Raw genomic sequence first — 26,838 nt, 5'->3', positions numbered from 1 at the left:
GCCAGCTAATCACTCATCTCCCGCGAGTGGGAATCTCGAACCAGACGGCTTTGCCTTCCCTGGTAGGACGCGATCCCCAGCGCCTGGCCAGCTGGTCGACGAGGTAGAGGCCGCGCCCGCCCTCGTCGTTCTCCCCCGCGCTCCGGATGCGCGGCAGGCGCAGGTCCTGGTCGAAGACCTCGACCCAGACCGACTCCTCGCCCCTGCGCAGCCTCAGCGTGAACTCCTTGTCGCCGACCACTTCGTCCTCGAAGCCCGGCACGTCCCAGGACTCGTCGAACGGCAGCGGCGGCCCCTCCACGACCAGCTCCCTGCGGGGCACGGTGGCGGTGGCGGCGTGCAGCACGACGTTGGTCACGACCTCGGAGACGAGCAGGCAGGCCAGCTCGGCCCGCTCCTCGGGCACGTTCCAGCTCGAGAACGCCTCCGACGCCATGCGGCGCGCCTCGCCCACCATGATCGGCTGGGCGGGGAACGTGCGCTCCTCGACGTCGAGGTCGACGTCGCTGGAGCGGACGACCAGGATCGCCATGTCGTCGTCGATCTCGCCGGGCACGGCCACCGTGGCGGTGTCGGCGATGCGCTCGACCTCGGCGCCGGACATCTTGGCGAGCTTCTCGCAGAGCACGCCGAGCGTCTCTTCCTCGCTCGGCACCTGGCCGTCGCGGCCCGGGCGGCGGTCGACCAGGCCGTCGGTGTAGAGCAGCAGCGCCGCGCCCGGCGGCAGCGTGCGCGTCTCCTCCTTGTAGACCAGGTCGGCGTGCAGGCCCTTGGCGTGGACGCCGAGCGGCTGGCCGACCTCCTCGATGTCGAGCTCCACGCACTGGCCGTCGACCAGCAGCAGCGGCGGCGCGTGGCCCGCGTTGGCGAAGGACAGCTGGCGCGACCAGGCGTCGTAGACCAGATACTGGCAGGTCACGATGGGCGGGATGCTGACCTCGGCGCCGTTGTCGTCGTGCTCGGGCGTGGCGATGATGCGGGTCCACTCGTCGAGCCTGGCCAGGATGTCGGCCGGCGACTTGTCGTCCTGAGCGAAGGCGCGCAGCGCGGCCCTGAGCTGGCCCATGATGGCCGCCGCCTTGGCGCCCCGGCCCTCGACGTCGCCGATCACGATGCCGACCCGGCCCGCCGACAGCGGGATCACGTCGTACCAGTCGCCGCCGACCTGGGTCTGGATGCCCTGGCCGTGGGAGGCGAGCGGGGCCGCCGGGTAGTAGCGCACCGCGATCTGCAGGCCGTCGAGCTGCGGCAGCGCCCGGGGCAGCAGGTATTTCTGGAACGACTCCGCCGTGTGGCGCTCCTCCTCGAACAGCAGCGCGTTGTCGATGGCGAGCGCGACCCGGGTGGCGATGGCGCCGACGAAGTCGCGGTCGAAGGCGTCGTAGTGGGGGCTGCGCCGGTCGGTGAGGTTGGACAGGCCCAGATACATCAGCCCGAGCGTCTCGCCGCGCACCAGCAGGGGGGCGACGATGGCGGAGGTCATGCCGATCTCGCCGCACAGGCGGGCGCTGCCCTCGCTGGTGGCCGGGTAGCTGCTGGTGGCGAAGCTCTCGACCAGGATCGTCTCCTGGCGGCGCAGCGCCGTGTCGGCGTAGTGGCCGGAGGGGTAGCGGATCTCCGCGCCCAGCGGCTTCCAGGTGCCCGACGGCGGCGTCCATCCCTGGACGTGCTGGGAGACCCGGCGGACGAGCCGGTCGCCCTCCATCAGCTCGATGAAGCAGTGGTCGGCGAACTGGGGCACCAGCATCTCGGCGACCCGCTTGAGCGTCTCCTCGACGTAGAGCGAGCCCGCCAGCCGCTCGCCGATGCGCTCCAGCAGGCCGAAGCGGTCCTTCTCCCGCTCGTTGCTGCGCAGCGCCTCGCGGGCCATGATGACGATGCCCGTCACCGAGCCCGAGGTGTGGCGCAGCGGCACGGCCTGGGCGCGTACGTAGACGATGGTCCCGTCGCCGCGCCTGACGTCGAACGTGCCCTCCCACACGCCGCCCTTGAGCACGTGCTTGGCCAGCTCGACCGCCAGCGGGTGGTCCTTCTCCATGATCCCGAGGGACAGGACGGACGCGTCACGTGAAGGCGACTTGCCCTGACGGCCGAAGAGCTTCTCGGCGAAGGGGTTCCAATAGAGGAGATTGCTGAAACGGTCGGTGACGATCACCGCCATCTCAGCGTGATCGAGCACAGATCCGGCACCCAGGTGATCAGCCGTTTCCTGTGACAGATCCCCCCATCGATTCATCCGGAGACCACTCCTTGGGGTGGCATGCACGCAAAGTGGACCACGGGCGCTCCTGCAACAGTCTTGGCCAGGGGAGAGTGGAGGGCCTCCCAGGAGGGATTCAACCAAGCCGCTGCGCGCGCGTCAGCGCTTGGAGACAAAAACGTGCGCGGCGACATCGCGCGGAAGCTCCGCGGGAGTGTCGTTCGCGTCACCGTCACCTGTCACCCGCACACCGTCGTCGCTCGCCGCGAGCGTCACCTCGCGTCCGGGTTGTATCCCAACTTGCTTGAGTTTAAGCATCACAGCAGGATCGCTTTGCACTTGTTCGCTAATTCGACGCACGACGACCGGCGTGTCCCTCGGACCCGCCAGGTCTGACATCGATGTCAGCACCCCGGCGCCGCCCTCGGGGGGCTCCTTGGCGCCCAGCTCCGCGAGCCCGGGGATGGGGTTTCCGTGCGGGCAGACGGTGGGGTTGTCGAGCAGGGTCACCAGGCGGGCCTCGACCGACTCCGACATGACGTGCTCCCAGCGGCACGCCTCGATGTGCACCTCTTCCCAGGGAAGGCCGATCACCTGGGTGAGCAGGCACTCAGCCAGCCGGTGCTTGCGCATGACCCGCGTGGCCAGCGTGCGGCCCAGATCGGTCATGGACAGGTGGCGGTCGCCCTCGACGCGGACGAGGCCGTCACGCTCCATGCGGGCGACGGTCTGGCTCACGGTGGGGCCGCTCTGCTGCAGCCGCTCCGCGATGCGGGCGCGAAGAGGGACGATGCCCTCCTCCTCGAGCTCGTAAATCGTGCGGAGGTACATCTCGGTCGTGTCGATCAGGCCGTGTGCGGTCAAGGCAGTCCTCCCAATCAAATATTACGCCGGTCGTGGCGGGGACTGGGCCCGTCCGCAGCGGGCACAGAAGTCACACGAACCCTATTGGGAGAACGACCGACGATGGTTAAGGACGGAAACAAAGGAGCGGCCGAGTTCCTTCCCGACCAGCTCGATCTCGACTCGCTGCGGCGCGCGGCGGCCTGCTGCCAGGGCTGCGGGCTCTACCTGCACGCCACCCAGACCGTTTTCGGCGAGGGTCCGCAGCGGGCCCGGTTCATGCTCGTGGGCGAGGAGCCAGGAGATCAGGAGGACCGGCAGGGACACCCGTTCGTGGGCCCGGCCGGGCGCATTCTGGACAAGGGACTGGAAGAGGCCGGAATCGAGCGCGAGGACGTTTACGTCACCAACGCCGTCAAGCATTTCTCCTTCACCCTTCGCGGAAAGCGGCGGATCCACCAGAGGCCGACGGCCGGCGAGATCGACGCCTGCCATCCGTGGCTCGACGCGGAGCTGGCCCTCGTGCGACCGGAGGTGATCGTGGTGCTCGGGGCGACGGCGGCCAGGGCGCTGCTCGGGCGGGAGTTCCGCGTGACGCACCACCGGGGCGAGCCGGTGCCGCTCGGCGACGCGCTGGCCGTGGCCACGGTGCACCCGTCCGCCGTGCTGCGCGCGCCCGACAGGGACCAGGCGTACGCGGGCTTCCTGGCCGACCTGAAGGTGGCCGCCCAGGTCGTCTGACCTCTGACCTTTATCGAGCCCGGTAATTGCGGAAGGCGGGCGCGGACAGGCCGACGAGCAGCACCGTGACGGCACAGGCGATGCCGCCGCCCACCCAGGCCCCGCTGACCCCCAGCTCCGTCGCCGTCGCACCGGCCCGCAGGTCGCCCAGACGCGGCCCGCCCGCCACGACCACCATGAACGCCCCCTGCAGCCGCCCCCGCATCTCGTCGGGCGCGTACAGCTGCAGGATGGACTGCCGCCAGACCGACGAGATCACGTCCGCCACCCCGCCCACGGCCATGAACGCCACCACCAGCCAGAGCTCGCTCGCCAGTCCCGCGGCGGCCACGGCCAGGCCCCAGACGGCGATCACGACGACGAGCGCGACCCCCTGCCGCGAGACCCGCCCCACCCAGCCGGAGAACAGCGCCCCGGCCACCGAGCCGATGGCCATGGCGGAGCTCATCCAGCCGAGCGCGTACATCGAGCCGCCGAACCTGTCGGCGGTCAGCTCGGGGAAGAGCGCGCGCGGCAGGGCGAACACCATCGCGATGATGTCCACGACGAACGACATCAGCAGCACCGGGCTCCTGACGATGAAGCTGAGGCCCTCCAGCACCGCCCCGGCACCCGGACGTCGCACTTCGCCCAATGGGGGCAGTGAGGGCAGCCTGAGGGCCGCGTAGAGGCTCGCGGTGAAGAGCAGGGCGTCCATCGCGTACGCCGCCGCGAACCCGCCGGAGGCAAGCACGACCGCGCCGATCATCGGACCCGCGACCGCGCCGATGCTGAAGACGAGCGAGTTGAGCGCGTTCGCGGCGGGCACCAGCTCCTTCTCCAGGATCCTGGGGATGATCGCGCCCCTGGTCGGGCTGGTGATCGCGAAACCGGTGGCGTTCAGGGCGACCGCGGCGAAGATCAGGTAGACGTTCCTCATGCCGAGCAGCGCCTGCCCGAGGATGAGGAGCGTCGCCGTCCACGCGATGAGCGAGCCGACGATGAGCAGCTTGCGCCGGTCCACGGCGTCGGCGACCGCCCCTCCCCACAGGCCGAAGACGACCAGCGGGATCAGGTTGGCCATCCCCAGCAGCCCCACGTAGAACGAGGAGTGGGTGAGCTCCCAGACCTGCTGGCCGACGGCCACGACGGTCGCCCCGACGCCGACGTGCGAGACGGCCTGGCCGAGCCAGAGCCGCCGGTACTCGGGCGCGCCGAGTGGCCGGGTGTCTACCAGATGACGCTTGACCAGCTCCGCGATCGCCACTCCATGAACACTAAGGTGCCAGTCTTTCCAGGACCCAACCGGGTCGTGTCCGCCGATAACGGAGCCTGTCGTGCATCCGGTCGAGCTGTCCCTGCCAGAACTCCATCTCGATCGGGTAGACCCGGAAACCTCCCCAGAAGTCGGGCACCGGCGGACTCTCCGGCCAGCGTTCGGCCAGCTCCGTGTAGCGCTCGTCCAGCTCCTCCCTGGACCGTACGACGGCCGACTGCCGCGACGCCCAGGCGCCGATGCGCGAGCCGTACGGGCGCGAGTTGTAGTACTCGGCCGACTCCTCGTGGGAGATCCGCGTCACAGTGCCCTCGATGCGTACCTGGCGGCGGATCGGATGCCAGGGGAACAGCAGTGACGCTCGGGGGTTCTCGCCCAGGTCGCGGCCCTTGCGCGACTCGTAGTTGGTGTAGAAGACGAAACCGCGTTCGTCGTAGCCCTTCAGCAGGACCGTCCTGGCGCTCGGGCGGCCGCCGGACGAGGCGGTGGCCAGGACCATGGCATTGGGTTCAGGCAGGCCGGACTCGAGCGCGTCCTGGAGCCAGAAGGTGAATTGCTCCATGGGGTCGGACGCGAGGTCGGATTCGAGCAGCGGCCGGCCCTCGTACGTTCGGCGAAGCCCCGCCAGCACGGGCGGGCGCGGGGTGGCATCCACGAGACGGTATTCTTGCGCGCTTGCGTGGTAGATCCCATGCAACCCCCCTCACCAGCGGGTTTGGCCTTACGGCGGGTCCCGAGACCGAGCACGACCTGGGAAGGGGTTAAATTGACCCGCCGGTATCTCGACATCAACAGAGCGGAGAAGCTCGGGGGCGAGAACGAGGGCAACGATGCCAACGACCCCCCGAAGCGGCCCCGACTATTGGCACAGCATTGCCCAAACATGGCAAGGGAAAGGGAGGCGGCCGAGTATGTCCGACTTCAAACCCGGGCTCGAAGGCGTCGTAGCTTTCGAGACCGAGATCGCGGAACCGGACAAAGAAGGGGGCGCCCTTCGATACCGGGGCGTCGACATTGAGGAGCTGGTCGGCCGCGTCCCGTTCGGGGCCGTTTGGGGCCTGCTGGTCGACAACAAGTTCCAGCCGGGCCTGCCCCCGGCGGAGCCGTACCCCATCCCTGTCCACTCCGGTGACATCCGCGTAGACGTGCAGAGCGCCCTGGCCATGCTGGCTCCGGCCTACGGCTTCAAGCCCCTGCTCGACATCACCGACGAGGAGGCCCGCGACCAGCTCGCCCGCGCCTCCGTCATGGCCCTCTCCTTCGTCGCGCAGTCCGCGCGCGGCCTCGGCCTGCCGATGGTGCCGCAGAGCCGGGTCGACGAGGCCGAGACCATCGTCGAACGTTTCATGATCCGCTGGCGCGGTGAGCCTGATCCCAAGCATGTCAAGGCCATCGACGCTTACTGGACCTCCGCCGCCGAGCACGGCATGAACGCCTCCACGTTCACCGCCCGCGTCATCGCCTCCACCGGGGCCGACGTGGCGGCAGCGCTCTCCGGCGCCGTCGGCGCCATGTCGGGCCCGCTGCACGGCGGCGCCCCGGCCCGCGTCCTGCACATGATCGAGGGCGTCGAGCAGCTCGGCGACGCCAAGAAGTACGTCCAGAGCGAGCTCGACAAGGGCAACCGGCTCATGGGCTTCGGGCACCGCGTCTACCGCGCCGAGGACCCCCGCGCCCGCGTGCTCCGCCGCACCGCCAAGGAGCTCGACGCCCCCCGCTACGAGGTCGCCGCGGCGCTGGAGCAGGCCGCGCTGGACGAGTTGCACGCCCGCAAGCCCGACCGGGTGCTGGCCACCAACGTCGAGTACTGGGCGGCCGTGGTGCTGGACTTCGCCGAGGTGCCCTCCCACATGTTCACCTCGATGTTCACCTGCGCGCGCACGGCCGGCTGGGCCGCGCACGTCCTGGAGCAGAAGCTCACGGGCCGCCTCGTGCGCCCGAGCGCCAACTACGTCGGCCCCGCCTCGCGTCCCCTGAGCGACGTCCCCGGCGCCGCCGAGGTCACCGGCAAGAACTGACAGGATCGGCCCCGGCACGTCCGCCTCACCACGAGTTCGGCGGCGACCGGGGCCTTTTCGTCAGTTTTGGGTGTGGGCTTCTTCTCAGATTCCGCCCCGGTCCCTTGCCAGCCCCGCGGGATCAGTACCCTGGTCAAGTGGCTGACATCGTGATTCCCGCTGACATCAAGCCCGCCGACGGCCGCTTCGGCTGCGGGCCCTCGAAGGTACGCACCGAGCAACTGGCCGCGCTCGCCGCCTCCGGCGCGAGCCTCATGGGCACCTCCCACCGCCAGAAGCCGGTCAAGAACCTGGTCGGCCGCGTACGCTCCGGGCTCGCCGACCTGTTCTCGCTGCCCGAGGGCTACCAGGTCGTGCTGGGCAACGGCGGCACCACGGCGTTCTGGGACATCGCCGCCTTCGGGCTGATCCGCGACAGGTCGCAGCACCTGTCGTTCGGCGAGTTCTCCTCGAAGTTCGCGACGGTGGCCAAGAAGGCCCCGTGGCTGGGCGAGCCGAGCGTCATCAAGTCCGAGGTCGGCACCTACCCGACGGCCGTGGCCGAGGAGGGCGTGGACGTCTACGCGCTCACCCACAACGAGACCTCGACCGGCGTCGCCATGCCCATCAAGCGCGTGGGCTCCGACGACTCGCTGGTGCTCGTGGACGCCACCTCCGGCGCCGGCGGCCTGCCCGTCGACATCGCCGAGACCGACGTCTACTACTTCGCTCCGCAGAAGAGCTTCGCCTCCGACGGCGGCCTGTGGATCGCGATCATGTCGCCGCGGGCGCTGGCCAGGGTCGAGGAGATCGCCGCGACCGGCCGTTACGTGCCGGAGTTCTTCAGCCTGCCGGTCGCGATCGACAACTCCTCGAAGGACCAGACCTACAACACGCCGGCCGTGGCCACGCTGTTCCTGCTGGCCGACCAGCTCGACTGGATGAACTCCAACGGCGGCCTGGCCTGGACCACCGCCCGCACGGGCGAGTCCAGCCAGCGCCTCTACACCTGGGCGGAGAAGTCGGCGTACGCCACGCCGTTCGCCGCTCCGGAGTTCCGCTCCCAGGTCGTCGGCACGATCGACTTCGCCGACTCCGTCGACGCCGCCGCCGTGGCCAAGGTGCTGCGCGCCAACGGCATCGTCGACACCGAGCCGTACCGCAAGCTGGGCCGCAACCAGCTGCGCGTCGCGATGTTCCCGGCGATCGACCCGGCCGACATCGAGGCGCTGACGGTCTGCGTCGACTACGTGGTCGAGCGCCTCTGACGGCGTGACAGCTCTTCCATGAGGGCGAGCGCGTCCTCCTCCTCGACTCTCTGCGCGAACCTGGCCAGCACCGGCAACCTGTCGCCGCCGGCCGAGAGCGCTTCGAGCATGAGGTCGGTGACGTGCTCGTCCCTCGACTTGACCGCGGCGTAGCGGAACGCGTTGCGGTAGGGCGTACGTTCGAGCAGCCCCTTCTTCACCAGCCGCTCGGCCACGGTCTGCACCGTCGTGTACGCCAGTTCGCGCTCCTCGTTGAGCCTGACCAGCAGCTCCCTGACGCGCATCGGTTTCCGGGCATCCCACAGCACGTCCATGATCGCGCGTTCCAGGGACCCCAGGCTCGCCAACTGACCAACCCTCCGGTTCGATTAGTAGGAAACATTGTTGCCCGAAAAAGTCAGATCCGGCCAGGGGATCTCACGGCCGAAGAGCCTCGGCTATCTGATGTTCGCCAGCCGATGGCTCCAGGTCCCGCTCTATCTGGGCCTCATCGTGGCCCAGGCGGTGTACGTCTGGCAGTTCGCGCTGGAGCTCTGGCACCTGATCGAGACGGTGTTCCTGCACACCGCGCCGGTCACCGCGGCGACGCCGTCGCCCGAGGTCGTGGTCATGCTCACGGTCCTGGCGCTCATCGACGTAGTGATGATCTCCAACCTGCTGATCATGGTGATCATCGGCGGCTACGAGACCTTCGTCTCCCGCATCAACCTCAACGACCATCCCGACGAGCCCGAGTGGCTCTCCCACGTCAACGCGAACGTCCTGAAGGTCAAGCTGGCCACGGCCATCGTCGGCATCTCGTCAGTGCACCTGCTGCAGACGTTCATCAGGGCCCAGTCGACGCCCAACGACAAGATCATGTGGCAGACGATCATGCACCTGGCCTTCGTGGCCTCGGCCATCGGCCTCGCCTACATCGACCGCCTGCTCGCCACCTCCCCGGCGGAGCACACGCGGCCACATCTCTGACCCTCAGTACGCCGGGATCTCGCGGCCCTTGCGCCGCAGCACCCAGCCGGCCACCACGCCGCCGATGAGCCCGAACAGGTGGCCCTGCCAGGAGATGCCCTGCTGGTTGGGCAGCAGGCCGGCCAGGATCCCCCAGTACGCGAAGCCCACGCCGACGGCGATGGCGATGTCGAGCAGCCTGCGGTCGAACAGGCCGCGGGCCAGGATGAACCCGAAGTAGCCGAAGATCAGGCCGCTGGCGCCGACCGTGTAGACGTTGGGGCTGGTCAGCCAGGTGCCGAAGCCGCCGATGAGGATGATCAGCACGCTGGCCCACAGGAACTTGCGCAGGTCACGCAGGCCGGCCAGGAAACCGAGGACCAGCAGCGGGAGCGAGTTGGCCATGAGATGGCCGAAGCCGCCGTGCAGGAACGGGGCGAACAGGATGCCGATCAGGCCGTCGGGCTCCCATCCGATGATGCCGAACTCGCGGTCGAGCCTGCCGTTCAGCACGAAGTCGAAGCCCTCGACGACCCACATCACGGCCAGCATGGCGACCACGACGGCGAGCGCGCTGAGAGCACCGGACAGGAGCGCCCCGGCGCCGCGCTTGGCCGACTCGAACCTGTGACCCGAATAGTCGCTCATGCGCTCTCCCGGTACGTTGCCTTCTCTTTCTTTACCGTAGCCAGGAACACTTATGCACGCGCTAAAAGCCCGCGCCTGACGCAATCCGGCAACCCCGAGGCCCCCGCATCCGCGAGAAGCGGGCTGAGGCCCTCGGGGGGAGCGGCGGACGGCACCGAGGAGGCGGGAGAGTGGCTGGGGGGCTCTCCCGCCCGTAAGAGGCCGGGCGCGGGACGGTTACTCGCCCGTCCAGCGGGGGGCGCGCTTCTCGGCGAAGGCGGCCGCGCCCTCCATGGCGTCCTTCGAGCCGAACACCGGCCCGACGATCGCCCCCTGCTTGGCGAACATCTCCTCCAGCGACCAGTCCTGCGACTCGATGATCACCTTCTTGGTCGCGGCGAGCGCCAGCGGCGCGTTGGCGGCGATCTTGCGGGCCAGCTCCAGCGCCCCCTCCAACGCCTCCCCCGGCACGGTGATCCGGTTGACCAGCCCGAGCTCGTACAGCCGCGCCGCCGGATAGTGATCGCCGGTCAGGGCGATCTCCATGGCCACGTGGTACGGGATCCGGCGCGGCAGCCGCATGACGCCGCCCGCGCCCGCCACCAGCCCGCGCTTGGGCTCCGGCAGCCCGAACTTGGCCTCCGACGACGCCACGATGACGTCGCACGACAGCGCCAGCTCGAACCCGCCCGCGAGCGCGTACCCCTCCACGGCGGCCACCAGCGGCTTCTTCGGCGGCGACTCGGCGAGCCCGCCGAAGCCGCGCCCCTCGACCACCGGGAAGTCGCCGGACAGGAACCCCTTGAGGTCCATGCCCGCGGAGAAGGTGCCACAGGCACCGGTCAGGACATAAGCGGAAATGTCGGGGCGGGCGTCGAGCGCGTCCAGCGCCTCGGCGATCCCCCGCGCCACCGCCCCGTTCACGGCATTCCGCGCTTTAGGGCGATTTATCGTGATTACGGCGACGTTATCGGATTCCTCGACGAGCACTTCGTCAGACAACAAGACCTCACTTGGGCTGGAAGCGGATGCCGCCGTCGAAGCGGATGACCTCGGCGTTCATGTAGTCGTTCTGGATCAGCGAGTGCACCAGGTGCGCGAACTCGTCGGCCCGCCCCATGCGCTTGGGGAACACCACCGGCGCCACGAGCTTGGCCTTGAACTCCTCGGAGTTCGCCGTGAAGCCGTAGATGGGCGTGTCGATGATGCCCGGGCAGATCGTGTTCACCCGCACGCCGATCGCGGCCAGGTCGCGCGCCGCGGGCACCGTCATGCCCACGATGCCGCCCTTGGAGGCCGAGTACGCAAGCTGCCCCGTCTGCCCCTCCAGCGCCGCCACGGAGGCCGTGTTGACCACCACGCCCCGCTGCCCGTCAGCGTCGGCCGGCTCCGTCTTGGCGATCGCCGCGGCGCCGATGCGCATGAGGTTGAACGTGCCGATCAGGTTGACCTCGATGACCTTGCGGTACGTGGCCGGGTTGTGCGGGCTGCCGTCACGGTTGACCGTACGCTCGGCCCAGCCGATGCCGGCGCTGTTGACCACCACGCGCAGCGGCTTGCCGGTGGCCACGGCGGCGTCCACGGCCGCCTGCACCTGCTCGTCGTCCGACACGTCGGTCTTGACGAACACCCCGCCGATCTCGTCGGCGACGGTCTTGCCGCGCTCCTCGTTGAGGTCGGCGACGACGACCGTGGCGCCGGCGCGGGCCAGCTCGCGGGCCGTCGCCTCCCCGAGGCCGCTGGCGCCGCCGGAGATGATTGCTGCAGATCCGTTCACGTCCATATCCCGGACCCTAACCCGCCGACCGAATGAAGTTCTACTCGGGGGGCGTCAAATCTCACCCACAGCGCTGTCGACGTCGGAATAGACCTTGATGCGCCGGTCGAGCCCCGTCGTACGGAGAATGCGCGCCACCGGCGCCTGGGGCGCCGCCAGGGACACGCCGCCGCCCTCGCCCGTCGCCAGCCGCCAGGCCTCGATCAGCACCGACAGGCCGCTGGAGTCCATGAACGACAGCTGCTGCAGGTCGAGCACCAGCCTGGCGCTGTCCTGCTTGATCGCGTCACGCACCTCGTCGCGCAGGAACGGTGCGGTGAACAGGTCGAGCTCTCCCTCAACGGCCACCACCACGGCATCACCAAGGGCGTGTCGCGCAAGCCGCAGCTTCATTTGGCCCCTCCTCGATGAGCCACTGTACTTCGACATCCCCGGGTCCCGGGCATGCACAAACTATGAAGAGGCGGGCAGGACGCGGATAAATGCCCTCACACCGCAGGGATCGCGAATCCGTATGGAAGCTCCAGGCGGTGCTCGGCCAGCAGTTCCGCGTCCGAGAGCAGCTCACGCGTGGGGCCGTCGGCGGCGATGACGCCGCCGGAAAGGATCAGTGAACGTTCACACAATTCCAGCGCGTACGGAAGGTCGTGCGTGACCATGAGCACCGTCACGTCGAGCGAGCGCAGGATCTCGGCCAGCTCCCTGCGGGCGGCCGGGTCGAGGTTGGACGAGGGCTCGTCGAGCACCAGGATCTCCGGCGCCATGGCCAGCACGGTCGCCACCGCCACCCGGCGCCGCTGCCCGAACGACAGGTGGTGCGGCGGCCGGTCGATGGCCTCCAGCATGCCGACCCGCTCCAGCGCGTCCTTGACCACGCGGTCGAGGTCCTCGCCGCGCATGCCCGCGTTGGCCGGGCCGAAGGCGACGTCGTCCCTGACCGTGGGCATGAAGAGCTGGTCGTCCGGGTCCTGGAAGACCAGGCCGACGCGCTGCCTGACCTCCTTCAGCGTGTCCTTGCGCACCGGCGTGCCGGCCACGGTGACGCTTCCGTGCCCCGGGGTGAGAATCCCGTTGAGATGCATGACGAGGGTGGTCTTGCCGGCGCCGTTCGGGCCGAGCAGGGCCACGCGCTCGCCGCGGCCGATCGACAGGTCCACGCCGAACAGCGCCTGCGTGCCGTCGGGATAGGCGTAGGCGAGCTGCCGGACGTCGAGAGAGTTCACCACGAGAGTCCCCATACTGCGAGGGCCACGACCGGCAGAGCCAGAGCGATGCCCCATTGACGTACAGATGCCGAAATATCTTGGATCACCGGCATCTGGCCGGTGTATCCGCGGCTGAGCATGGCCAGATGCACGCGCTCGCCCCGCTCGTACGAACGGATGAACAGCGCCCCGGCGGACCGGGCGATCACCGGGACATGCCGCAGATCACGTGCCTCGAACCCGCGCGACTCCCTGGCCACCCGCATCCGCCGCATCTCGTCCATGATCACGTCCATGTACCTCAGCATGAACATGGCGATCTGCACCAGCAGGGCCGGCAGCCGCAGCCGCTGGGCGCCGATCAGGATCACCCGCGGCTCGGTGGTGGCCGCGAGCAGGATGGAGGCGATCACGCCGAGCGTGGCCTTGGCCAGGATGTTCCAGGCCGCCCAGAGGCCGGGCACGCTCAGCGAGAGCCCGAGGACCGTTGTCCGCTCCCCCAGCCCGATGACCGGGATGAGGAAGGCGAACAGCACGAACGGCACCTCGATCACCATCCGCCGCAGCACGTACGCCGGCGGCACCCGCGCGGCCACCGCCACGGCCCCCAGCAGGGCGGCGTAGACCGCGAACGCCCAGAACCGCTCCCTCGGCGTGGCCACCACGACGATCGCGAAGGCGAAGACGGCCAGCAGCTTGCACTGCGGCGGCAGCCGGTGCACGACCGAGTCGCCCGGCAGGTAGAGCTGGTGATGGTGCCCCGCGCCCACGCGTCACACCTTGGCCGCGTCGCGGCCGCGGGCGGCGTACGCCACGGCCCCGGCGATGAGCAGCACGAGCCCGACGCCGATGATCCCGGCCACGCCGACGGGGATGCCGCCGACCTCGCCGTAGTCTGCCAGCCCCCACGTCACCAGGTGGTCGGTCGCCTGGCCGAGGAAGCCCTTGTTCTCGGCGACCGCCTCCAGCCCGTCGGGCGAGGACGAGGCGAAGAACGACACGACCCCGGCCAGGACCAGCGTCAGGCCGACCCCTCCGAGGAGGAACGGCTTGAGCATGCCGGGCGCGGCGGCCGGCTCCTGCCCGCCCACGGTGGTGGTCTCGCCTTCGGCACCGCGCAGGACCAGGGGTTTGGTCAGGCCGCGGGCGCCGTACACGAGGTCGGGCCGCACGGCCAGGACCGCGCCGACGGTCATGGCCGTGATCAGCGCCTCGCCGATCCCGATCAGGACGTGCACGCCTCCCATGGCCGCCGCCACCGCGCCCACCTCGATCGGCGCGGTCCCCCCGATCCAGAACAGCAGCGTGAACGCCAGCGCGGAGGCCGGCACCGAGACCAGCGCCGCCAGGAACGCCGCCACCGCCACGCGTCCCCTGGACAGCCCCGCCACCAGCCGGAAGATCCCCCAGCCGACCACCACGGTGACGACGCCCATGATCGTGATGTTGATGCCGAGCGCGGTCAGCCCGCCGTCGGCGAAGAACACGCCCTGCACGAGGAGGACCACGGCCATACACAGCACACCCGTGTACGGCCCGACGAGTATCGCGGCCAGCGCACCGCCCAGCAGGTGGCCGCTGGTGCCGGCGGCGACGGGGAAGTTGAGCATCTGGACGGCGAAGATGAAGGCCGCGACGAGCCCGGCCATGGGAGCGGTCCGGTCGTCGAGCTCGCGCCGTGCCCCGCGTAGGCAGACGGTGACTCCGGCCGCCGCCACCACCCCGGCCGAGATGGACGTCGCGGCGTTGAAGAAGCCATCTGGTACGTGCACGGCACACCTCCTGCAAGAGCAAACGGTCCTACTTTAGGACATCGTCTTGCACCTGCATATAGATGGCATTAGCGCATGATTCGCCTGATGATCATCCTCGCCGTGAGCCGCCGCACCACGGTGCTCAGCCGTCCCTTCCCCGAGGTCGCGTACGGCCGCACGCTCCTGAGCACCGCCGCGCCCCACCACCGGCGCGGCGCCGCCACCGTCTCGGCGTCGGTCTCGATCCTGAACCGCGCGGGCGGCCCGCCCAGATCCAGCTCCAGGTACGCGTCCCAGGTGCCGGGCGGCAGCCAGCCCACCCCGAGCCTGGCCACGAAACCGCCTCCGGGCAGCGCCACAACGGGCTCGACCCGCTCACGGCCGCTGCGCCGCTCGCGCCAGACGACCCGCTTGACCGCCGAGGCGGCGGGTGCGGCGCCCGCGACGCAGACCTCGCCGTCGACGATCAGCCGGTGCCCGAGCGCCCACCGCGTCCTGATGAGCCGCACCGAGCCGGGCACCCCGACCACGTGGCCGCCGACGTCGATGCTGAGGTTGCCGTTGTCCCTGGTGAAGTACGGCAGGGCGACGGCGGTGCCGATCAGCCGGGGCGGCGGGCGGTTGACGCCGCTGTCGCGTTCGGCCCCGAGCCTGCCGAGCCGCACCACGCCTTCGACCTCGACCGCCACCCGCAGGTCCCAGATCCCCGAGCCGAGCGCGGACACGTTCACCCGCGCCGTGAACTCGTTCCCTTTGCGCTCGGCCGGGACGACCACCTCGGCGGCCGGGTCGTGCCGCCCGCGCAGCACCACGGCCAGTCCGTCGTCCCCGCCGATGCCGTCGAGCCCGGCCGATCCCGTCACCACGAGGCCGTCGCCGTCCCAGCACAGCCCGGTCAGCCTGCGCCGCACGGCGGCGCTCTCGATGCGGGCCAGGCGCACGAGGCGGTCGATGTCGTCGAGCGCCGCCGCCCGCTGCCTGTCGACGCTGTTGAGCAGCTCGTGCACGCCGGGGGTGTACCACTCGTCGCACAGGGCGGCCACCTCCCGCGCGATGTCCTTGCGCCGCACGTCGTCGCTCTCCAGGAACACCTGCCCGAGCTGCGCGAACACGTCCAGCCTGAAGTGCCGGCGCAGCAGGTGGTCGCGGAGCGGACCGGGCTCGACGTGCCCGGCCATGAGCCGGATCGGCGCCTTGATCATGGCCAGCCAGGCGAGCGGGTCCCTGCTGTCGCGCTGCTGCATGATGCTGGTGCCGTCGGGCCTGGACACGAGGTGGTAGCAGTCGTAGTCGGCCACCACGGAGACGGCGCCGGCGTGGCAGTAGGCGTGCACGGTGAAGAGGATGTCCTCGCCCACGAGCATGCCCTCGCCGAACCTGATGCGGTGGCGTTCGAGCAGCTCCCTCCTGAACAGCTTGAAGCAGCACAGGCTGTTGTAGACATTGCTGTCGCCGATGGTCACCCGCTCCGCGCTCTGCTGGAACATCGACGCCGGCGCCCGCCTGCCGTGGCCCACGATCTTGCCGAGGACGATGTCGGAGCCGTTCCTGTCGGCCATGGCGACCATGCGCTCCAGCGCCTCGGGGCCGAGGTAGTCGTCGGCGTCGCAGAAGAACACGTACCGGCCCGAGGCGTGCTCGATGCCGACGTTACGCGGCCGGCCCGCGCTGCCGCTGCCGTCGATGTGGACGACCTTGACGCTGGCCCGGTGATAGGCGGCGTAGAGGTCGAGGAGCTCGGCGCTGCCGTCCGTGGAGCCGTCGTCGACGACGATGAGCTCCTTCTTCACGCGCTGCACGAGCACGGAGGTGAGGCATCTGTCGAGGTAGGCCCGGCAGTTGTGTGCCGGGATGACGACGCTCACGTCGACCGCGTCGTCACCGTTCCCCGTTTCAGACATCCGCCACCACCGCCACCACTTCAGAGAGTCACGTTGCGCTGCCGTCCGGCTTCAGTATGTGACGAGCCCGGGCCTCCGCGAGGGCCGATCGTATGTCTTCACCCCCGCTTTTGCAGCCAACGGAGATATACGGCATTCCACTAATAGGCCCTGGCAGTACCACATTTATCCTGGACCGAATGAGTTTCAGGGATGAGGTTTTCCTACCGAGGAATAGAAACCTCTCCGCCAGGATCATTCAGCCACCCCCGGGCGTTCCCCGGTGATCCTCTCGATGGGCTTGCGCGTCTACAGTTAGGCAACCTTGACCGGGAGGTGGCGGGAAATGGCATCGGATCTCCGCAGGCGGGCGTCGGACGACTCGCCCGTGCACTCTGCTGAGTTCATCGTCTCCGCGGCTCGCTTGGAAGAGCTGCATCAGTGCTCCGCCGTGCTCCGCCGTACGAGGTTGCGCGCCGAGGAGATCGTGGACGAGGCACGGACCTTGCTGGCGGAGGCCGAGCAACGCGGCGACGCCGACCGCGTCCTGGAGCTGCGCGCCCAGTTGGAACAGGCGCGCGCGCTGTACGGCAAGGTGCTGAACGCGTACGTGACGATCTGTCGCAAGATCGCCGAGGAGCGTCAGGCCATCCTGCAGGAGCAGATGGGGTTGTCAGGTGCGGCCTGACGGGCTAATGTCAGGGCATGCCTGACGACTGGAAGGACAAGATCCGCTGCTCTTTCTGCCACAAGAAGAGCACGGAGGTGAAGAAGATGATTGCCGGTCCCGGTGTGCACATTTGTGACGAATGCATCGAACTGTGCAATGAAATCCTCACCCAGGAGCGCCTCGCCACCTCTACCGAGCCCCGCCTCCCGATGTGGGAGTCCCTGACAGAGGAGCAAATACTCGAGCATCTTCCGAAAATCGCCGCCGTGCAGGCACAGGTGGACGACAACCTGCGCGACTGGGTGGCGCATCTTCGCGGCAGGGACGTCAGCTGGGAACGCATCGGCGCCTCCCTCGGCATGACGCGGCAATCCGCGTGGGAACGGTTCAGGAGCGAGACCTGACAGGTGAACCGTTGTGACATGTGGGGCGTCCTATGGTCAGGGAGGCCCGACATGCGCGTCCTACACGGGCTCACGGCGCCCGATCTGGAGGAGCTCCAGCTCGAGCTGATCCTGATCCTGGCGCTGCACGACGAGGCAGAGCGACTCGCTGCCGAATGAACGGGCTCCAGCTCCCCGGGCGTACCGGGGAGCTGGAGCAGGGGACCGGATCCTCCGTAGGATTGCTGGTCATGCTGCGCTGCGCCGTGCTTGACGACTACCAGGGAGTGGCTCTCGGCCTGGCCGACTGGTCGAGGGTGCGGGTGACCAGCTTCCGCGACCACTTCACCGCCAGGGACGACCTCGTGGCCGCCCTCCGCGACTACGAGATCGTGGTCATCATGCGGGAGCGCACGCCGTTCCCGGCCGAAGTGCTCGACCGGCTGCCCAACCTGCGGCTGCTCATCACCTCGGGCATGCGCAACGCGTCCGTCGACGTGGCCGCCGCGCGGGCGCGCGGCGTCACGGTCTGCGGCACGGCCAGCGGCTCGACCGCGCCGGTGGAGCTGACCTGGGCGCTGATCCTCGGCCTCGCCCGCCACCTGCTCCCCGAGGCGACGGCCCTGCGCGCGAACGGACCCTGGCAGAGCACCGTCGGCACGGACCTCCATGGCCGCACGCTCGGGCTGCTGGGACTCGGCAAGATCGGGTCCCGGATGGCGGCGATCGGCCGGGCGTTCGGCATGGACGTCGTGGCGTGGAGCCAGCACCTGACCGAGGAGCGCACGGACGCCCTCGGCGTGCGGCTCGCCCCCGGGAAGGATGCGCTGCTGTCCGAGTCCGATGTCGTCTCCGTCCACCTGGTGCTGAGCGACCGCACGCGGGGGCTGATCGGGGAGCGGGAGCTGTCGCTGATGCGGCCGGCCTCCTACCTGGTCAACACCTCGCGGGCGGCGATCGTCGACCAGGAGGCGCTGGTGGCGGCGCTGCGGGCGGGGCGCATCGCGGGGGCCGGGCTGGACGTGTTCGAGCTGGAGCCGCTGCCCGCCGGCCACGCGTTCCGCACGCTGCCCAACGTGCTGGCCACACCGCATCTGGGATACGTGACGGAGCTGAACTACGGCACGTACTTCCGCGAGGCCGTCGAGGACATCGACGCCTTCCTCGCCGGCGCCCCGATCAGAACCCTCTAGCCCCGGTCAGTCGGCCCGGCTCCTGGCGCGGAAGGCGGCTGTCTTGACGCGGTTCTGGCAGGCCGTGGAGCAGAACCTCCGGGTGCCGTTGCGCGAGACGTCCACGTAGACCCGGTCGCAGTGCGGCGCGGTGCAGACCCCCAGGCGGTCGCTGAACTCGCTGCCCAGCACGATCGCCAGCCCGGTGGCGCAGCTCGCCGCCCACTCGCCCGCCAGCGTGCCGCCCGGGCCGTGGAAGTGCAGGTGCCAGGGCTCGCCGTCGTGCCGCTCCAGCATCGGCCTGGCGTGGCTCTCCTCCAGCAGCGCGTTCACCTCGGTGGCGGCGGCGTCGATGTCGTTGGCGGCCACGGCGGCGAAGACCGTCCGCAGGCGGGCGGCCACCTCCGCCAGCTCGGCGCCCTCCGCGTCGGTGACCTCGCGATGATCCGGATAGACCGTGCGCAGGCTCTCGGTGGCGGCGGCACCGGCGCTGCCCGGCGCCGGATAAGCGCGTCCCCGCTGCTCGCCGGGGGTCAGCGCGTTGACGATCGCCACCGTGGTCCTGACCACGCCATCCGTGTGACTGTTGTAATCCAATTGACCGGTTACACCTTCATGTTCTAGCTTGTAACTGTCCAAAGCATAAACGACAGTCACAAGGAGACGTACGTGCTCACTCACGATGCCGCATTGGAGTGGATCGCGCGCTGGGACCGCCAGCAGGAGGGTTACCTCCCCGACCGCGAGGAGCGCTTCACCGTCCTGATCGACGCCGTGGAGGCGCTGGACCGGCCGGACCCGGTGGTGATCGACCTGGGTTGCGGCCCCGGATCCCTGTCGGCCCGGCTGCTCGACCGCCTGCCCAAGGCGAAGGTGATCTCGGTGGACGCCGACCCGCTGCTGCTCGGGCTCGGGCGGGCCGCGTACCCGGGGCTGACGTTCGTCTCGGCGGACCTGCGTACCGGCGGCTGGACGGAACTGCTTGGACTGGACGGGCCCGCCGACGCCGCGATCAGCACGACGGCGCTGCACTGGATCTCCGCCGCCGAGCTCAAGGGCGTGTACGGCGAGGTGGCGAGCGTGCTGCGGCCCGGCGGGCTGCTGCTCAACGGCGACCACATGGACACCGACGACACCTCCCCCGCTCTCTCCCGCCTTGAGCGCGCCGTCCACGACAGGGAGACGGAGCGGGCGTTCGGCGCGAACCCGCCGGAGGACTGGCGGACCTGGTGGGACGCGGTCGAGGCGGACCCGGCCTTCGCCGAGCTCAACGAGGCGCGCCGCACCACGGCCGGGGCCTCCCACCACGGCTCGGAGTCGCACCTGCTGTCGCATCACGTCGAGGCGCTGCGGGAGGCCGGCTTCTCGGAGGCCGGCACGCTCTGGCAGCGGGGGAACAACCGCCTGCTGTGCGCCGTACGCGGCTGACCCCTATACGACTAACCAAGCGCTTGCTACGCTCCGCCCATGATGTCCACGGTTGTCTGGGGCACGGGCAACGTCGGCCGCGCGGCCATCCGCGCGGTCGAGGCCCATCCGGGGCTGAAACTCACAGCCGTACTCGTCCACGATCCGGACAAGGTCGGCAGGGACGCCGGCGACCTCGGCGGGCTCGGCCACGAGCTCGGGGTCGCCGCCACCGACGACGTCGAGGCCGTCCTGGGCGCGAGCCCCCGCGCGGTGGTCTACGCGGCCTCCGGCGACCTCCGCCCTCAGGAGGCACTCGACGACGTGACCAGGGCGATCCGCGCCGGAGCCGTCGTCGTCACCCCCTCCCTCTACGCGCTCTACGACCAGCGCAACGCCCCGCCCGAGCTGCGCGAGCCGGTGCTGGCCGCCATCGGCGAGGGCGGCGGCTCGCTGTTCGTCTCGGGGATCGACCCCGGCTGGGGCAACGACGTGCTGCCGTTGCTGATCAGCGGGCTCGGCTCCACCATCGACGCGATCCGCTGCCAGGAGATCTTCGACTACTCCACGTACGACCAGCCCGACTCCGTCCGGTACCTGGTCGGCATGGGCCAGCCGATGGACTACGAGCCGCCGATGATCGCGCCGACCGTCCCGACCATGGTGTGGGGCGGCCAGGTACGGCTGATGGCCAGGGCGCTCGGCGTCGAGCTCGACGAGATCCGCGAGACCCGGGACCGGCGCGCGCTCGACGCCACGGTGGGCGAGTTCGAGGCGGGGACGCAGGGCGCGGTCCGGTTCGAGGTGCAGGGCATCGTCGAGGGCGAGCCCCGCATCGTCGTCGAGCACGTCACCCGCATCCATTCGTCCTGCGCGCCCGACTGGCCGACGGCCCCGAACGGCGTGGGCGCGCACCGCGTGATCATCGAGGGCCGGCCGCGCATCGAGGTCACGGTGGAGGCCACCGACGAGGGCGGCAACCTGTCCGCCGGAGGGAACGCCACCGCGGTCGCCCGCCTGGTGGGCGCCATCGACTGGCTCGCGGACGCCGGACCCGGACTGTACGACGCGCTGGACGTCCCGCTGCGACCCGGCACCCTCGGAGGAGAACGACCGTGAACATCGACATTCCCGCAGGCAAGGACCCGATCTCGTACGTGTGGGGCGAGATGGTCCCCGGCATCGGGATCGCCGCCTCGAAGTTCTCGATGTCGGTGTACACCCACACGACCCTCGGACTGCGCGAGTTCGAGGCCGCGCGGCTGCGGATCGCGCAGATCAACGGGTGCGCCTTCTGCCTCGACTGGCGTACGGAGCGGGACGGGCAGAAGGTCGAGGACACGTTCGCCGACGCGGTCACGGAGTGGCGCACGACCGACGCGTTCGACGACCGCACCCGCCTGGCGGCCGAGTACGCCGAGCGGTACACCCTGGACCACCACGGCCTGGACGAGGAGTTCTGGGCCCGGATGACGGCGCACTACAGCCAGCTCGAGATCGTGGAGCTGAGCATGTGCCTCGGCTCGTGGCTGGCGTTCGGCCGCCTCAACCACGTACTGGGCCTCGACACCGCATGCACGCTGACCGGCGGCTCATCGCCCACCCCCCGATTATGAGAACTCACGAAGTGAGGGACCGCATGCGCAGCACCGGAAAGACCTCGACCCCCGACATCTCCCGCCGCGGCTTCCTCATCGGAACCGGGTCCCTCCTGGGCGCGGCGGCCCTCAGCCACCCGGCCGCCGCCGCTGCCGGTCCGATCGCTGACGGGGCCCGCGTGCCCGTCCTGGTCATCGGCACCGGGTACGGCGGCTCGGTGGCCGCCCTGCGCCTGGCCCAGGCGGGTGTCAACGTCCACATGATCGAGATGGGCATGGCCTGGGACACCCCCGGCTCCGACGGCAAGATCTTCTGCAACACGCTCCAGCCGGACAACCGCTCCTACTGGCTCCGCACCCGGACGAAGGCCCCGCTCAACTACTTCCTCGGCTTCCCCATCGACCGGGACATCCCCCGCTACACCGGCGTGCTGGACGCCGAGGAGTTCAGCGGCATCACGGTCTACCAGGGCCGCGGCGTCGGCGGCGGCTCGCTGGTGAACGGCGGCATGGCCGTCACCCCCAAGCGCGAGAACTTCGCCGCCATCCTCCCCTCGGTGAACCCCGCCGAGATGTACGACACCTACTACCCCCGCGCGAACACCGGCCTCGGCGTCGGCACCGTGGACCCCGCCTGGTTCGACTCCACCGACTGCTACCAGTACGCCCGCGTGGGCCGCAAGCACGCCCAGCGCTCCGGCTTCCCGTTCACCTTCGTACCGGACGTGTACGACTGGGACTACATGGAGCAGGAGGCCGCCGGCACGGTCACCAAGTCGGCCCTGGCCGGCGAGATCCTGTACGGCAACAACTACGGCAAGAAGTCCCTGCAGAAGACGTACCTCGCCCGGGCCGCGGCCACCGGCAGGGTCACCGTCTCCCCCCTGCACCGGGTGACCTCGGTCGTTCCCGCGTCCGGCGGCGCCTACACGGTGACCATCGAGCAGCTGAACACGAGCGGCGACACCACGGCCACCAAGACCGTGACCGCGGACCGGGTGTTCTTCGCGGCCGGCAGCGTGGGCAGCAGCAAGTTACTGGTCAAGCTGAAGGCCACCGGCGCGCTGCCCAACCTGAACGGCGAGATCGGCAAGGGCTGGGGTGACAACGGCAACGTCATGTGCGGCCGCGCCAACCACCTCTGGGACCCGACCGGATCGCTCCAGTCGTCGATCCCGTGCTCCGGCATCGACAACTGGGCCGCGGGCGGCGCCTTCGCGGAGATCGCCCCGCTGCCCACCGGGATCGAGACCTTCGCGTCGTTCTATCTCTCCATCACCAAGAACCCGAACCGGGCCCAGTTCACCTGGAACGCCGCGACGGGAAAGGTGGACCTGAACTGGCAGACGGCCTGGAAACAACCGGCCATCGACATGGCGAAGACCATTTTCGACAAAATCAATTCGAAAGAGGGGACGATTTACCGGACCGATCTGTTCGGCGTCTACAAGATCTGGGGCGACCATCTGACGTACCATCCGCTCGGCGGCGCGGTCCTGAACAAGGCGACCGACAATTACGGGCGCCTGACCGCCTACCCCGGCCTGTACGTCATCGACGGGGCGCTGATCCCGGGCAACACCAGCGTCAACCCGTTCGTCACCATCACGGCCCTGGCCGAGCGGAACATCGAGAAAATCATCGCCACCGACCTGTGAAAGATTTGAGGCCCGCATCTCTGCGGGCCTCAAATCCAAGCGTCGTGTCATCGCTTGGATCAATGATGACCTCGGTTACACGTGATCGTCAAGCTAATCCCATGGCATGGCATAGAAACAGCAGCCTTTTACGCCGATATTTTCCCTTATATCGCCGCCCCGGCCGCCTATGGTGGAATGAAAGCCGCTGAGGAGGCTGCGATGAGAGAGCACTTCGTCTGGGTGACGACGCGCCGCATCAGGCCGGGGGCGTTGGAGGAGTTCGAGAGGGCCTGGCGCCCGGACCCGTACCCGGAGGGTCTGCGCCACGCGTACGCGTACTGGTCGGAGGACGGGCAGGAGATCACCGGGGTGTCGTTCTGGGACTCGAAGGAGGCCTGCGACTCCTGGCGCAGCTCCGAGGCCGAGAACCGGCGCCGCGAGATCATGAGCCCTTACGTCCTCGAGGAGCGCGAAGGCTTCTACCAGGGCCGCGAACTCGGCGTCCCCGTACGGTGAACCACCGGCCCGCCGCCCGGCGGGCCGTCACTGGACTCGGCCTCCGCCACCTCAAGATCAGCCATTGAGGGGTGGCACGGCATCGGAGAAGGCACCCGCGGAGACCCTGATATCGGCCGACGGTCTCCGTCCTGGGAAGTAGGCCGTTCGGCCACCCGCCTCCCTCAGTGACCGGGCGCGTCCGGGGGCGGCTGCTCGGCGGGGAACAGGATCGCGCTGAGCAGGTACGGCGCGCGGTCCGGCGCGGGAGCGTTGACGACCCGGTTCCGCAGCACCGCGAGCAGGTCGGTGAGCATCTCGGCGAGCTCGTCCGGGCTGAGCCACAGCGTCCCCTGCCGATAGGACACCGAGTCGGCGACCGGGTCGGCGCCGTCGCGGTCCAGGTAGGCGTTGAACTCGGCGATCAGGGCTGCCATCGCCGCGGCGAATCCACGGCGGTGGTCGTCGAGCGACATCGCGGACGCGGCGCCGGCGTCGATCGCGGGCCGGTCCTGGCGCAGCCGGTAGCTCCGCTCGACGGCACCGCGTACCCGCTGCTCGCCCTCCACCTCGAGAAACCCGCCCTCGGCCAGCAGGGCGACCTGCCGGTAGACGGTCACCTTCGACACCTCGGGCATGCGGGCGCACAACTGCGCGGTCGTCAGCACCTGTCCTGCCGACAGGGCGTGCACGATGCGCAGCCGTACCGGATGCAGCAGCAGCTCAACGGCGTCCATGGTCCAACGATTTCATATGAGATACCATTATCCAAAATGAAAACGGTCGGGAGGAGCGGGCATGCGAGATGAATCGGGGCGGGCGGTGCCGGTGAACGGCCGGCGCGTCTATGTCGAGGAGTCCGGCCAGGGGCATGACCGGGCGGTGGTCTTCGAGGCGGGCGGAGGCTGCGGCCGGACCTTCTGGGATCCGGTGCTGCCGCTGCTGGCCGACACGGCGCACCTGGTGGCCTACGACCGTGCCGGGCGCGCGCTCAGCGGCCGCGTCACCCAGCGGCTCAGCATCGATGACATGGCCGCCGATCTGATCGCGATGACCGAGGCCGTCGTCCCGGGCGAGTTCGTGCTCGTCGCGCACAGCATGGGCGGGCTGGTCGCCCGCCGCGCCGCCGAGCGCCTGGGGCCTCGGCTGCGGGGCCTGCTGCTGGCCGACGTCCTGCCGGAGACCTCACCGGTGTACGACACCTGGGACCAGACCGCCAAGAAGATCGACCGCATGCTGGCGGTGACGCAGACGCTCAGCCGGTTCACTCCTCTGGCACGCCTGTTCACCGGTAACGTGCGGCGCCTGTTCTCCGCCGACACCTACCGGACCATGCTCGCCGAGGACTTCACCCCCGCCGGGACCTCCCAGACCCGCAAGGAGATCCAGGCGGTGGCCGCCGCCATCCCGCAGTTCCGCGCCCGGCCGCCCCAACTCCCGAAATGCCCGACGATCGTGCTGTCGGTGACCCGCGCAGAAAGAGGGCGGGAACGTCAGCACGCCGCCAACCGCGAGCACCAGCGCCGCTACGCCGAGACCCTGCCCGACGGGCGCCACGAGGACGTCGCCTCGGGGCACTTCATCCAGGCCGAGCAGCCCCGACTGATCGCGGACCGGACACGACAGCTCCTGACGGCCTCCCGAAAAATGGATGGACACGGCTGTTAGCGTCCCTGGCATGAGCATTGTTGACATTGACCGCTTTGTCGCCGACGGGTTCGTGAAGCTGGAAGAGGCGGCCCCGCGCGAGGTCGGCGACGCCGCCCGGGCGTTGCTGTGGCGGCAGACCGGTCTGTCACCGCAGGACCCGGCCACCTGGAAGGAACCGGTGGTGTGGGCCGCGGACCTCACGGGTGAGGGCGCGCTCGGGGAGTTCATCCGGAGTCCCCGGCTCGCCGAGGCTCTCGACGAGCTCTGCGGGGCCGGTGGCTGGGTGCCGCGTGGTTCGCTCGGCATGGTGCCGATCCGATTCCCGCGCCTCCCGCCCGCCGACGACAGAGGCTGGCACATCGATGCCAATGCCGCCCAGCCGGACGGCGGCTACCTGTGCAGCGGGCAGCCGGAGACGATGCTGCTGCTGATCCTGCTGTCGGAGGTCGGCCCCGACGACGCGCCGACCCGGATCAGGGTCGGTTCACACCGGGACGCGGCCGCGACGTTGGCGGGGCGCGTGCTGGACCCGTTCGAGGCCGGACCGCTGGTGGACGCGGCCAGTTCACACCGTCCGCTCGCGTACGCGACGGGCCGGCCGGGCGACATCTACCTGGTCCATCCCTTCACCGTCCACGCCGCCGACGAACACCGGGGCGACGAGCCGAGGTTCATGGCCCAGGCGCCCGTCTTCCTGACCGAACCGGTGACTCCGGAGGGGGGCAACGCACTGGCTCAGGCCATTTCGTGAGCTCCCGAGGTCAGCACGCGCCGCGTGCCCCTCGATCGCCAGGCGGTCATCACCGACTGCACAAGTGCGTCCGAAACGCCCTGGCTGGTGTCCAGCTCGTGGTCGTACGGACCGAACGTGTGGATGCCGTCGACCTCGACGTGCTCACGCCCCTCCCCGATGCGGCGGTCCCCGCGCTCGCGTTCTCTCCGATCGATCTCCGCAAGGTCGCAATGCACCCCGATGAGGAACACGTCGAAGTCCGCCAGCAGCTGTGACAACTCCTCGCGCCACGTGGGGAATTCGATGATGTGCTCCACGATCAGGTCGTTGCCCGCGCTCGCCAGGGCGGGCAGGCACCGGTGAAAGCCTTGGAAGAAACGCGGCCGCATCTCGTGCCACCACGAGAAGGGACCCTCGTGGTCACGCCGCTCCGGGAGCATGCCGCTCGCCACGAACTGGTCGGACGAGACATACAGAAACGGCTCATCGAGCGCGCGCTGCAGGGCCTTGGCCAGGGTCGATTTCCCGGAACTGGAGGCCCCGCTGAGAATGATGACGCGTCCCGGGCCTCGAGTCGGTGGGGTGGGTTCCATGC

General features: G+C 69.5%; 30 protein-coding genes. 14 read left to right on the top strand and 16 right to left on the bottom strand.

The genetic code is table 11. The features are described from left to right. Positions 1–13: 13 nt before the first annotated feature. On the bottom strand, positions 14–2,236 hold the full coding sequence (locus AB0J87_RS01315; RefSeq protein ID WP_363962154.1) for a SpoIIE family protein phosphatase: 2,223 nt from the start codon (positions 2,234–2,236) through the stop codon (positions 14–16). A 123-nt stretch (positions 2,237–2,359) separates the two neighbouring features. Continuing rightward, entirely contained in the window at positions 2,360–3,064 is a 705-nt protein-coding gene (locus AB0J87_RS01310; protein ID WP_185070520.1) for a metal-dependent transcriptional regulator, read from the bottom strand. Positions 3,065–3,166: 102 nt separating this feature from the next. Here AB0J87_RS01310 and AB0J87_RS01305 point away from each other — a divergent pair, with 102 nt between their 5' ends. Next, entirely contained in the window at positions 3,167–3,784 is a 618-nt protein-coding gene (locus tag AB0J87_RS01305; protein ID WP_363962153.1) for a UdgX family uracil-DNA binding protein, read from the top strand. Positions 3,785–3,794: 10 nt separating this feature from the next. On the opposite strand, the gene AB0J87_RS01300 is transcribed toward AB0J87_RS01305, so the two are convergent. Beyond that, positions 3,795–5,030, bottom strand: a complete 1,236-nt coding sequence (locus tag AB0J87_RS01300; RefSeq protein ID WP_363962152.1) for an MFS transporter — start codon at positions 5,028–5,030, stop codon at positions 3,795–3,797. 10 nt (positions 5,031–5,040) lie between these two features. Then, positions 5,041–5,694, bottom strand: coding sequence for a pyridoxamine 5'-phosphate oxidase (gene pdxH, locus AB0J87_RS01295; protein WP_363962151.1), 654 nt, complete (start codon positions 5,692–5,694; stop codon positions 5,041–5,043). A 256-nt stretch (positions 5,695–5,950) separates the two neighbouring features. On the opposite strand from pdxH, the gene AB0J87_RS01290 reads away from it, so the two are divergent. Both AB0J87_RS01290 and serC read left to right on the top strand, forming a co-directional pair. Further along, complete coding sequence (locus AB0J87_RS01290) at positions 5,951–7,057, top strand: citrate synthase 2 (protein ID WP_350733356.1); 1,107 nt, start codon at positions 5,951–5,953, stop codon at positions 7,055–7,057. A 137-nt stretch (positions 7,058–7,194) separates the two neighbouring features. After that, the gene (serC, locus tag AB0J87_RS01285; protein WP_350733354.1) at positions 7,195–8,304 is read left to right on the top strand and encodes a phosphoserine transaminase; all 1,110 of its coding nucleotides are present in this window, start codon (positions 7,195–7,197) and stop codon (positions 8,302–8,304) included. Here the strand turns inward: serC and AB0J87_RS01280 are convergent. Then, positions 8,283–8,651: a BlaI/MecI/CopY family transcriptional regulator gene (locus AB0J87_RS01280; RefSeq protein ID WP_363962150.1), complete on the bottom strand. Its 369-nt coding sequence runs from the start codon at positions 8,649–8,651 to the stop codon at positions 8,283–8,285. The two genes, serC and AB0J87_RS01280, sit on opposite strands and share 22 nt — an antisense overlap. A 37-nt stretch (positions 8,652–8,688) precedes the next feature. Here AB0J87_RS01280 and AB0J87_RS01275 point away from each other — a divergent pair, with 37 nt between their 5' ends. Then, positions 8,689–9,273 carry a TIGR00645 family protein gene (locus AB0J87_RS01275; protein WP_363962149.1) on the top strand — a complete coding sequence of 195 codons (585 nt, stop codon included), beginning with the start codon at positions 8,689–8,691 and terminating at the stop codon, positions 9,271–9,273. A gap of 3 nt (positions 9,274–9,276) precedes the next feature. Here the strand turns inward: AB0J87_RS01275 and AB0J87_RS01270 are convergent, their stop codons facing one another. From AB0J87_RS01270 to AB0J87_RS01235, 8 genes are all read right to left on the bottom strand, one after another. Beyond that, on the bottom strand, positions 9,277–9,900 hold the full coding sequence (locus AB0J87_RS01270) for a rhomboid family intramembrane serine protease (protein ID WP_350733349.1): 624 nt from the start codon (positions 9,898–9,900) through the stop codon (positions 9,277–9,279). A gap of 216 nt (positions 9,901–10,116) precedes the next feature. Then, the gene (locus AB0J87_RS01265) at positions 10,117–10,881 is read right to left on the bottom strand and encodes a crotonase/enoyl-CoA hydratase family protein (RefSeq protein ID WP_363962148.1); all 765 of its coding nucleotides are present in this window, start codon (positions 10,879–10,881) and stop codon (positions 10,117–10,119) included. Between the two features lie 7 nt (positions 10,882–10,888). Next, positions 10,889–11,662 carry an SDR family NAD(P)-dependent oxidoreductase gene (locus AB0J87_RS01260; protein WP_357725499.1) on the bottom strand — a complete coding sequence of 258 codons (774 nt, stop codon included), beginning with the start codon at positions 11,660–11,662 and terminating at the stop codon, positions 10,889–10,891. A gap of 48 nt (positions 11,663–11,710) precedes the next feature. After that, a complete protein-coding gene (locus AB0J87_RS01255; protein WP_101785558.1) occupies positions 11,711–12,049 on the bottom strand; it encodes an STAS domain-containing protein in 339 nt (112 codons plus the stop codon). A 95-nt stretch (positions 12,050–12,144) separates the two neighbouring features. Further along, complete coding sequence (locus tag AB0J87_RS01250) at positions 12,145–12,894, bottom strand: ABC transporter ATP-binding protein (protein WP_363962147.1); 750 nt, start codon at positions 12,892–12,894, stop codon at positions 12,145–12,147. After that, positions 12,876–13,631 (bottom strand): cobalt ECF transporter T component CbiQ, encoded by a 756-nt coding sequence (gene cbiQ, locus AB0J87_RS01245; protein ID WP_363962146.1) that lies wholly within the window; start codon positions 13,629–13,631, stop codon positions 12,876–12,878. The genes AB0J87_RS01250 and cbiQ overlap by 19 nt, the downstream gene beginning before the upstream one ends. 3 nt (positions 13,632–13,634) lie before the next feature. Continuing rightward, positions 13,635–14,633, bottom strand: a complete 999-nt coding sequence (locus AB0J87_RS01240) for an energy-coupling factor ABC transporter permease (protein WP_363962145.1) — start codon at positions 14,631–14,633, stop codon at positions 13,635–13,637. Between the two features lie 68 nt (positions 14,634–14,701). After that, positions 14,702–16,516 (bottom strand): glycosyltransferase family 2 protein, encoded by a 1,815-nt coding sequence (locus tag AB0J87_RS01235; protein ID WP_363962144.1) that lies wholly within the window; start codon positions 16,514–16,516, stop codon positions 14,702–14,704. A 325-nt stretch (positions 16,517–16,841) separates the two neighbouring features. Between AB0J87_RS01235 and AB0J87_RS01230 the strand changes: the two genes are divergently transcribed. The 3 genes from AB0J87_RS01230 (at position 16,842) to AB0J87_RS01220 (ending at position 18,741) form a co-directional block, all read left to right on the top strand. Next, complete coding sequence (locus tag AB0J87_RS01230) at positions 16,842–17,183, top strand: hypothetical protein (protein ID WP_355204435.1); 342 nt, start codon at positions 16,842–16,844, stop codon at positions 17,181–17,183. Positions 17,184–17,200: 17 nt separating this feature from the next. Beyond that, entirely contained in the window at positions 17,201–17,569 is a 369-nt protein-coding gene (locus tag AB0J87_RS01225) for a ClpX C4-type zinc finger protein (protein WP_363962143.1), read from the top strand. Between the two features lie 155 nt (positions 17,570–17,724). Continuing rightward, positions 17,725–18,741, top strand: coding sequence for a D-2-hydroxyacid dehydrogenase family protein (locus tag AB0J87_RS01220; protein WP_363962142.1), 1,017 nt, complete (start codon positions 17,725–17,727; stop codon positions 18,739–18,741). Between the two features lie 6 nt (positions 18,742–18,747). Here the strand turns inward: AB0J87_RS01220 and AB0J87_RS01215 are convergent, their stop codons facing one another. Beyond that, positions 18,748–19,317, bottom strand: coding sequence for a CGNR zinc finger domain-containing protein (locus tag AB0J87_RS01215; RefSeq protein ID WP_363962141.1), 570 nt, complete (start codon positions 19,315–19,317; stop codon positions 18,748–18,750). Positions 19,318–19,389: 72 nt separating this feature from the next. On the opposite strand from AB0J87_RS01215, the gene AB0J87_RS01210 reads away from it, so the two are divergent. The 5 genes from AB0J87_RS01210 (at position 19,390) to AB0J87_RS01190 (ending at position 23,881) form a co-directional block, all read left to right on the top strand. Beyond that, complete coding sequence (locus AB0J87_RS01210) at positions 19,390–20,148, top strand: class I SAM-dependent methyltransferase (RefSeq protein WP_363962140.1); 759 nt, start codon at positions 19,390–19,392, stop codon at positions 20,146–20,148. A gap of 39 nt (positions 20,149–20,187) precedes the next feature. Continuing rightward, the gene (locus tag AB0J87_RS01205) at positions 20,188–21,246 is read left to right on the top strand and encodes a dihydrodipicolinate reductase (RefSeq protein ID WP_363962139.1); all 1,059 of its coding nucleotides are present in this window, start codon (positions 20,188–20,190) and stop codon (positions 21,244–21,246) included. Further along, the gene (locus tag AB0J87_RS01200; protein WP_363962138.1) at positions 21,243–21,743 is read left to right on the top strand and encodes a carboxymuconolactone decarboxylase family protein; all 501 of its coding nucleotides are present in this window, start codon (positions 21,243–21,245) and stop codon (positions 21,741–21,743) included. Before AB0J87_RS01205 ends, AB0J87_RS01200 begins: the two co-directional genes overlap by 4 nt. Positions 21,744–21,766: 23 nt before the next feature. Then, complete coding sequence (locus tag AB0J87_RS01195) at positions 21,767–23,383, top strand: GMC oxidoreductase (RefSeq protein ID WP_363962137.1); 1,617 nt, start codon at positions 21,767–21,769, stop codon at positions 23,381–23,383. 201 nt (positions 23,384–23,584) lie between these two features. Next, positions 23,585–23,881 (top strand): antibiotic biosynthesis monooxygenase, encoded by a 297-nt coding sequence (locus AB0J87_RS01190; protein ID WP_192789828.1) that lies wholly within the window; start codon positions 23,585–23,587, stop codon positions 23,879–23,881. A gap of 164 nt (positions 23,882–24,045) precedes the next feature. On the opposite strand, the gene AB0J87_RS01185 is transcribed toward AB0J87_RS01190, so the two are convergent. Continuing rightward, positions 24,046–24,597: a helix-turn-helix domain-containing protein gene (locus AB0J87_RS01185; protein ID WP_363962136.1), complete on the bottom strand. Its 552-nt coding sequence runs from the start codon at positions 24,595–24,597 to the stop codon at positions 24,046–24,048. 61 nt (positions 24,598–24,658) lie between these two features. Between AB0J87_RS01185 and AB0J87_RS01180 the strand changes: the two genes are divergently transcribed. Together AB0J87_RS01180 and AB0J87_RS01175 are read left to right on the top strand one after the other, a co-directional pair. Continuing rightward, on the top strand, positions 24,659–25,528 hold the full coding sequence (locus AB0J87_RS01180; RefSeq protein WP_363962135.1) for an alpha/beta hydrolase: 870 nt from the start codon (positions 24,659–24,661) through the stop codon (positions 25,526–25,528). Positions 25,529–25,538: 10 nt separating this feature from the next. Next, positions 25,539–26,261 carry a phytanoyl-CoA dioxygenase family protein gene (locus tag AB0J87_RS01175; RefSeq protein WP_363962134.1) on the top strand — a complete coding sequence of 241 codons (723 nt, stop codon included), beginning with the start codon at positions 25,539–25,541 and terminating at the stop codon, positions 26,259–26,261. On the opposite strand, the gene AB0J87_RS01170 is transcribed toward AB0J87_RS01175, so the two are convergent. After that, the gene (locus tag AB0J87_RS01170; protein ID WP_363962133.1) at positions 26,246–26,836 is read right to left on the bottom strand and encodes an AAA family ATPase; all 591 of its coding nucleotides are present in this window, start codon (positions 26,834–26,836) and stop codon (positions 26,246–26,248) included. The two genes, AB0J87_RS01175 and AB0J87_RS01170, sit on opposite strands and share 16 nt — an antisense overlap. Positions 26,837–26,838 lie beyond the last annotated feature (2 nt).

The organism is Nonomuraea sp. NPDC049625 (assembly GCF_040675285.1).
In the GTDB taxonomy this organism is placed as follows: Bacteria; Actinomycetota; Actinomycetes; order Streptosporangiales; family Streptosporangiaceae; genus Nonomuraea; species Nonomuraea angiospora_A.
The sequence above is the reverse complement of the archived record's forward strand: the minus strand, read 5'-3'. Positions and strand labels throughout refer to the sequence as shown.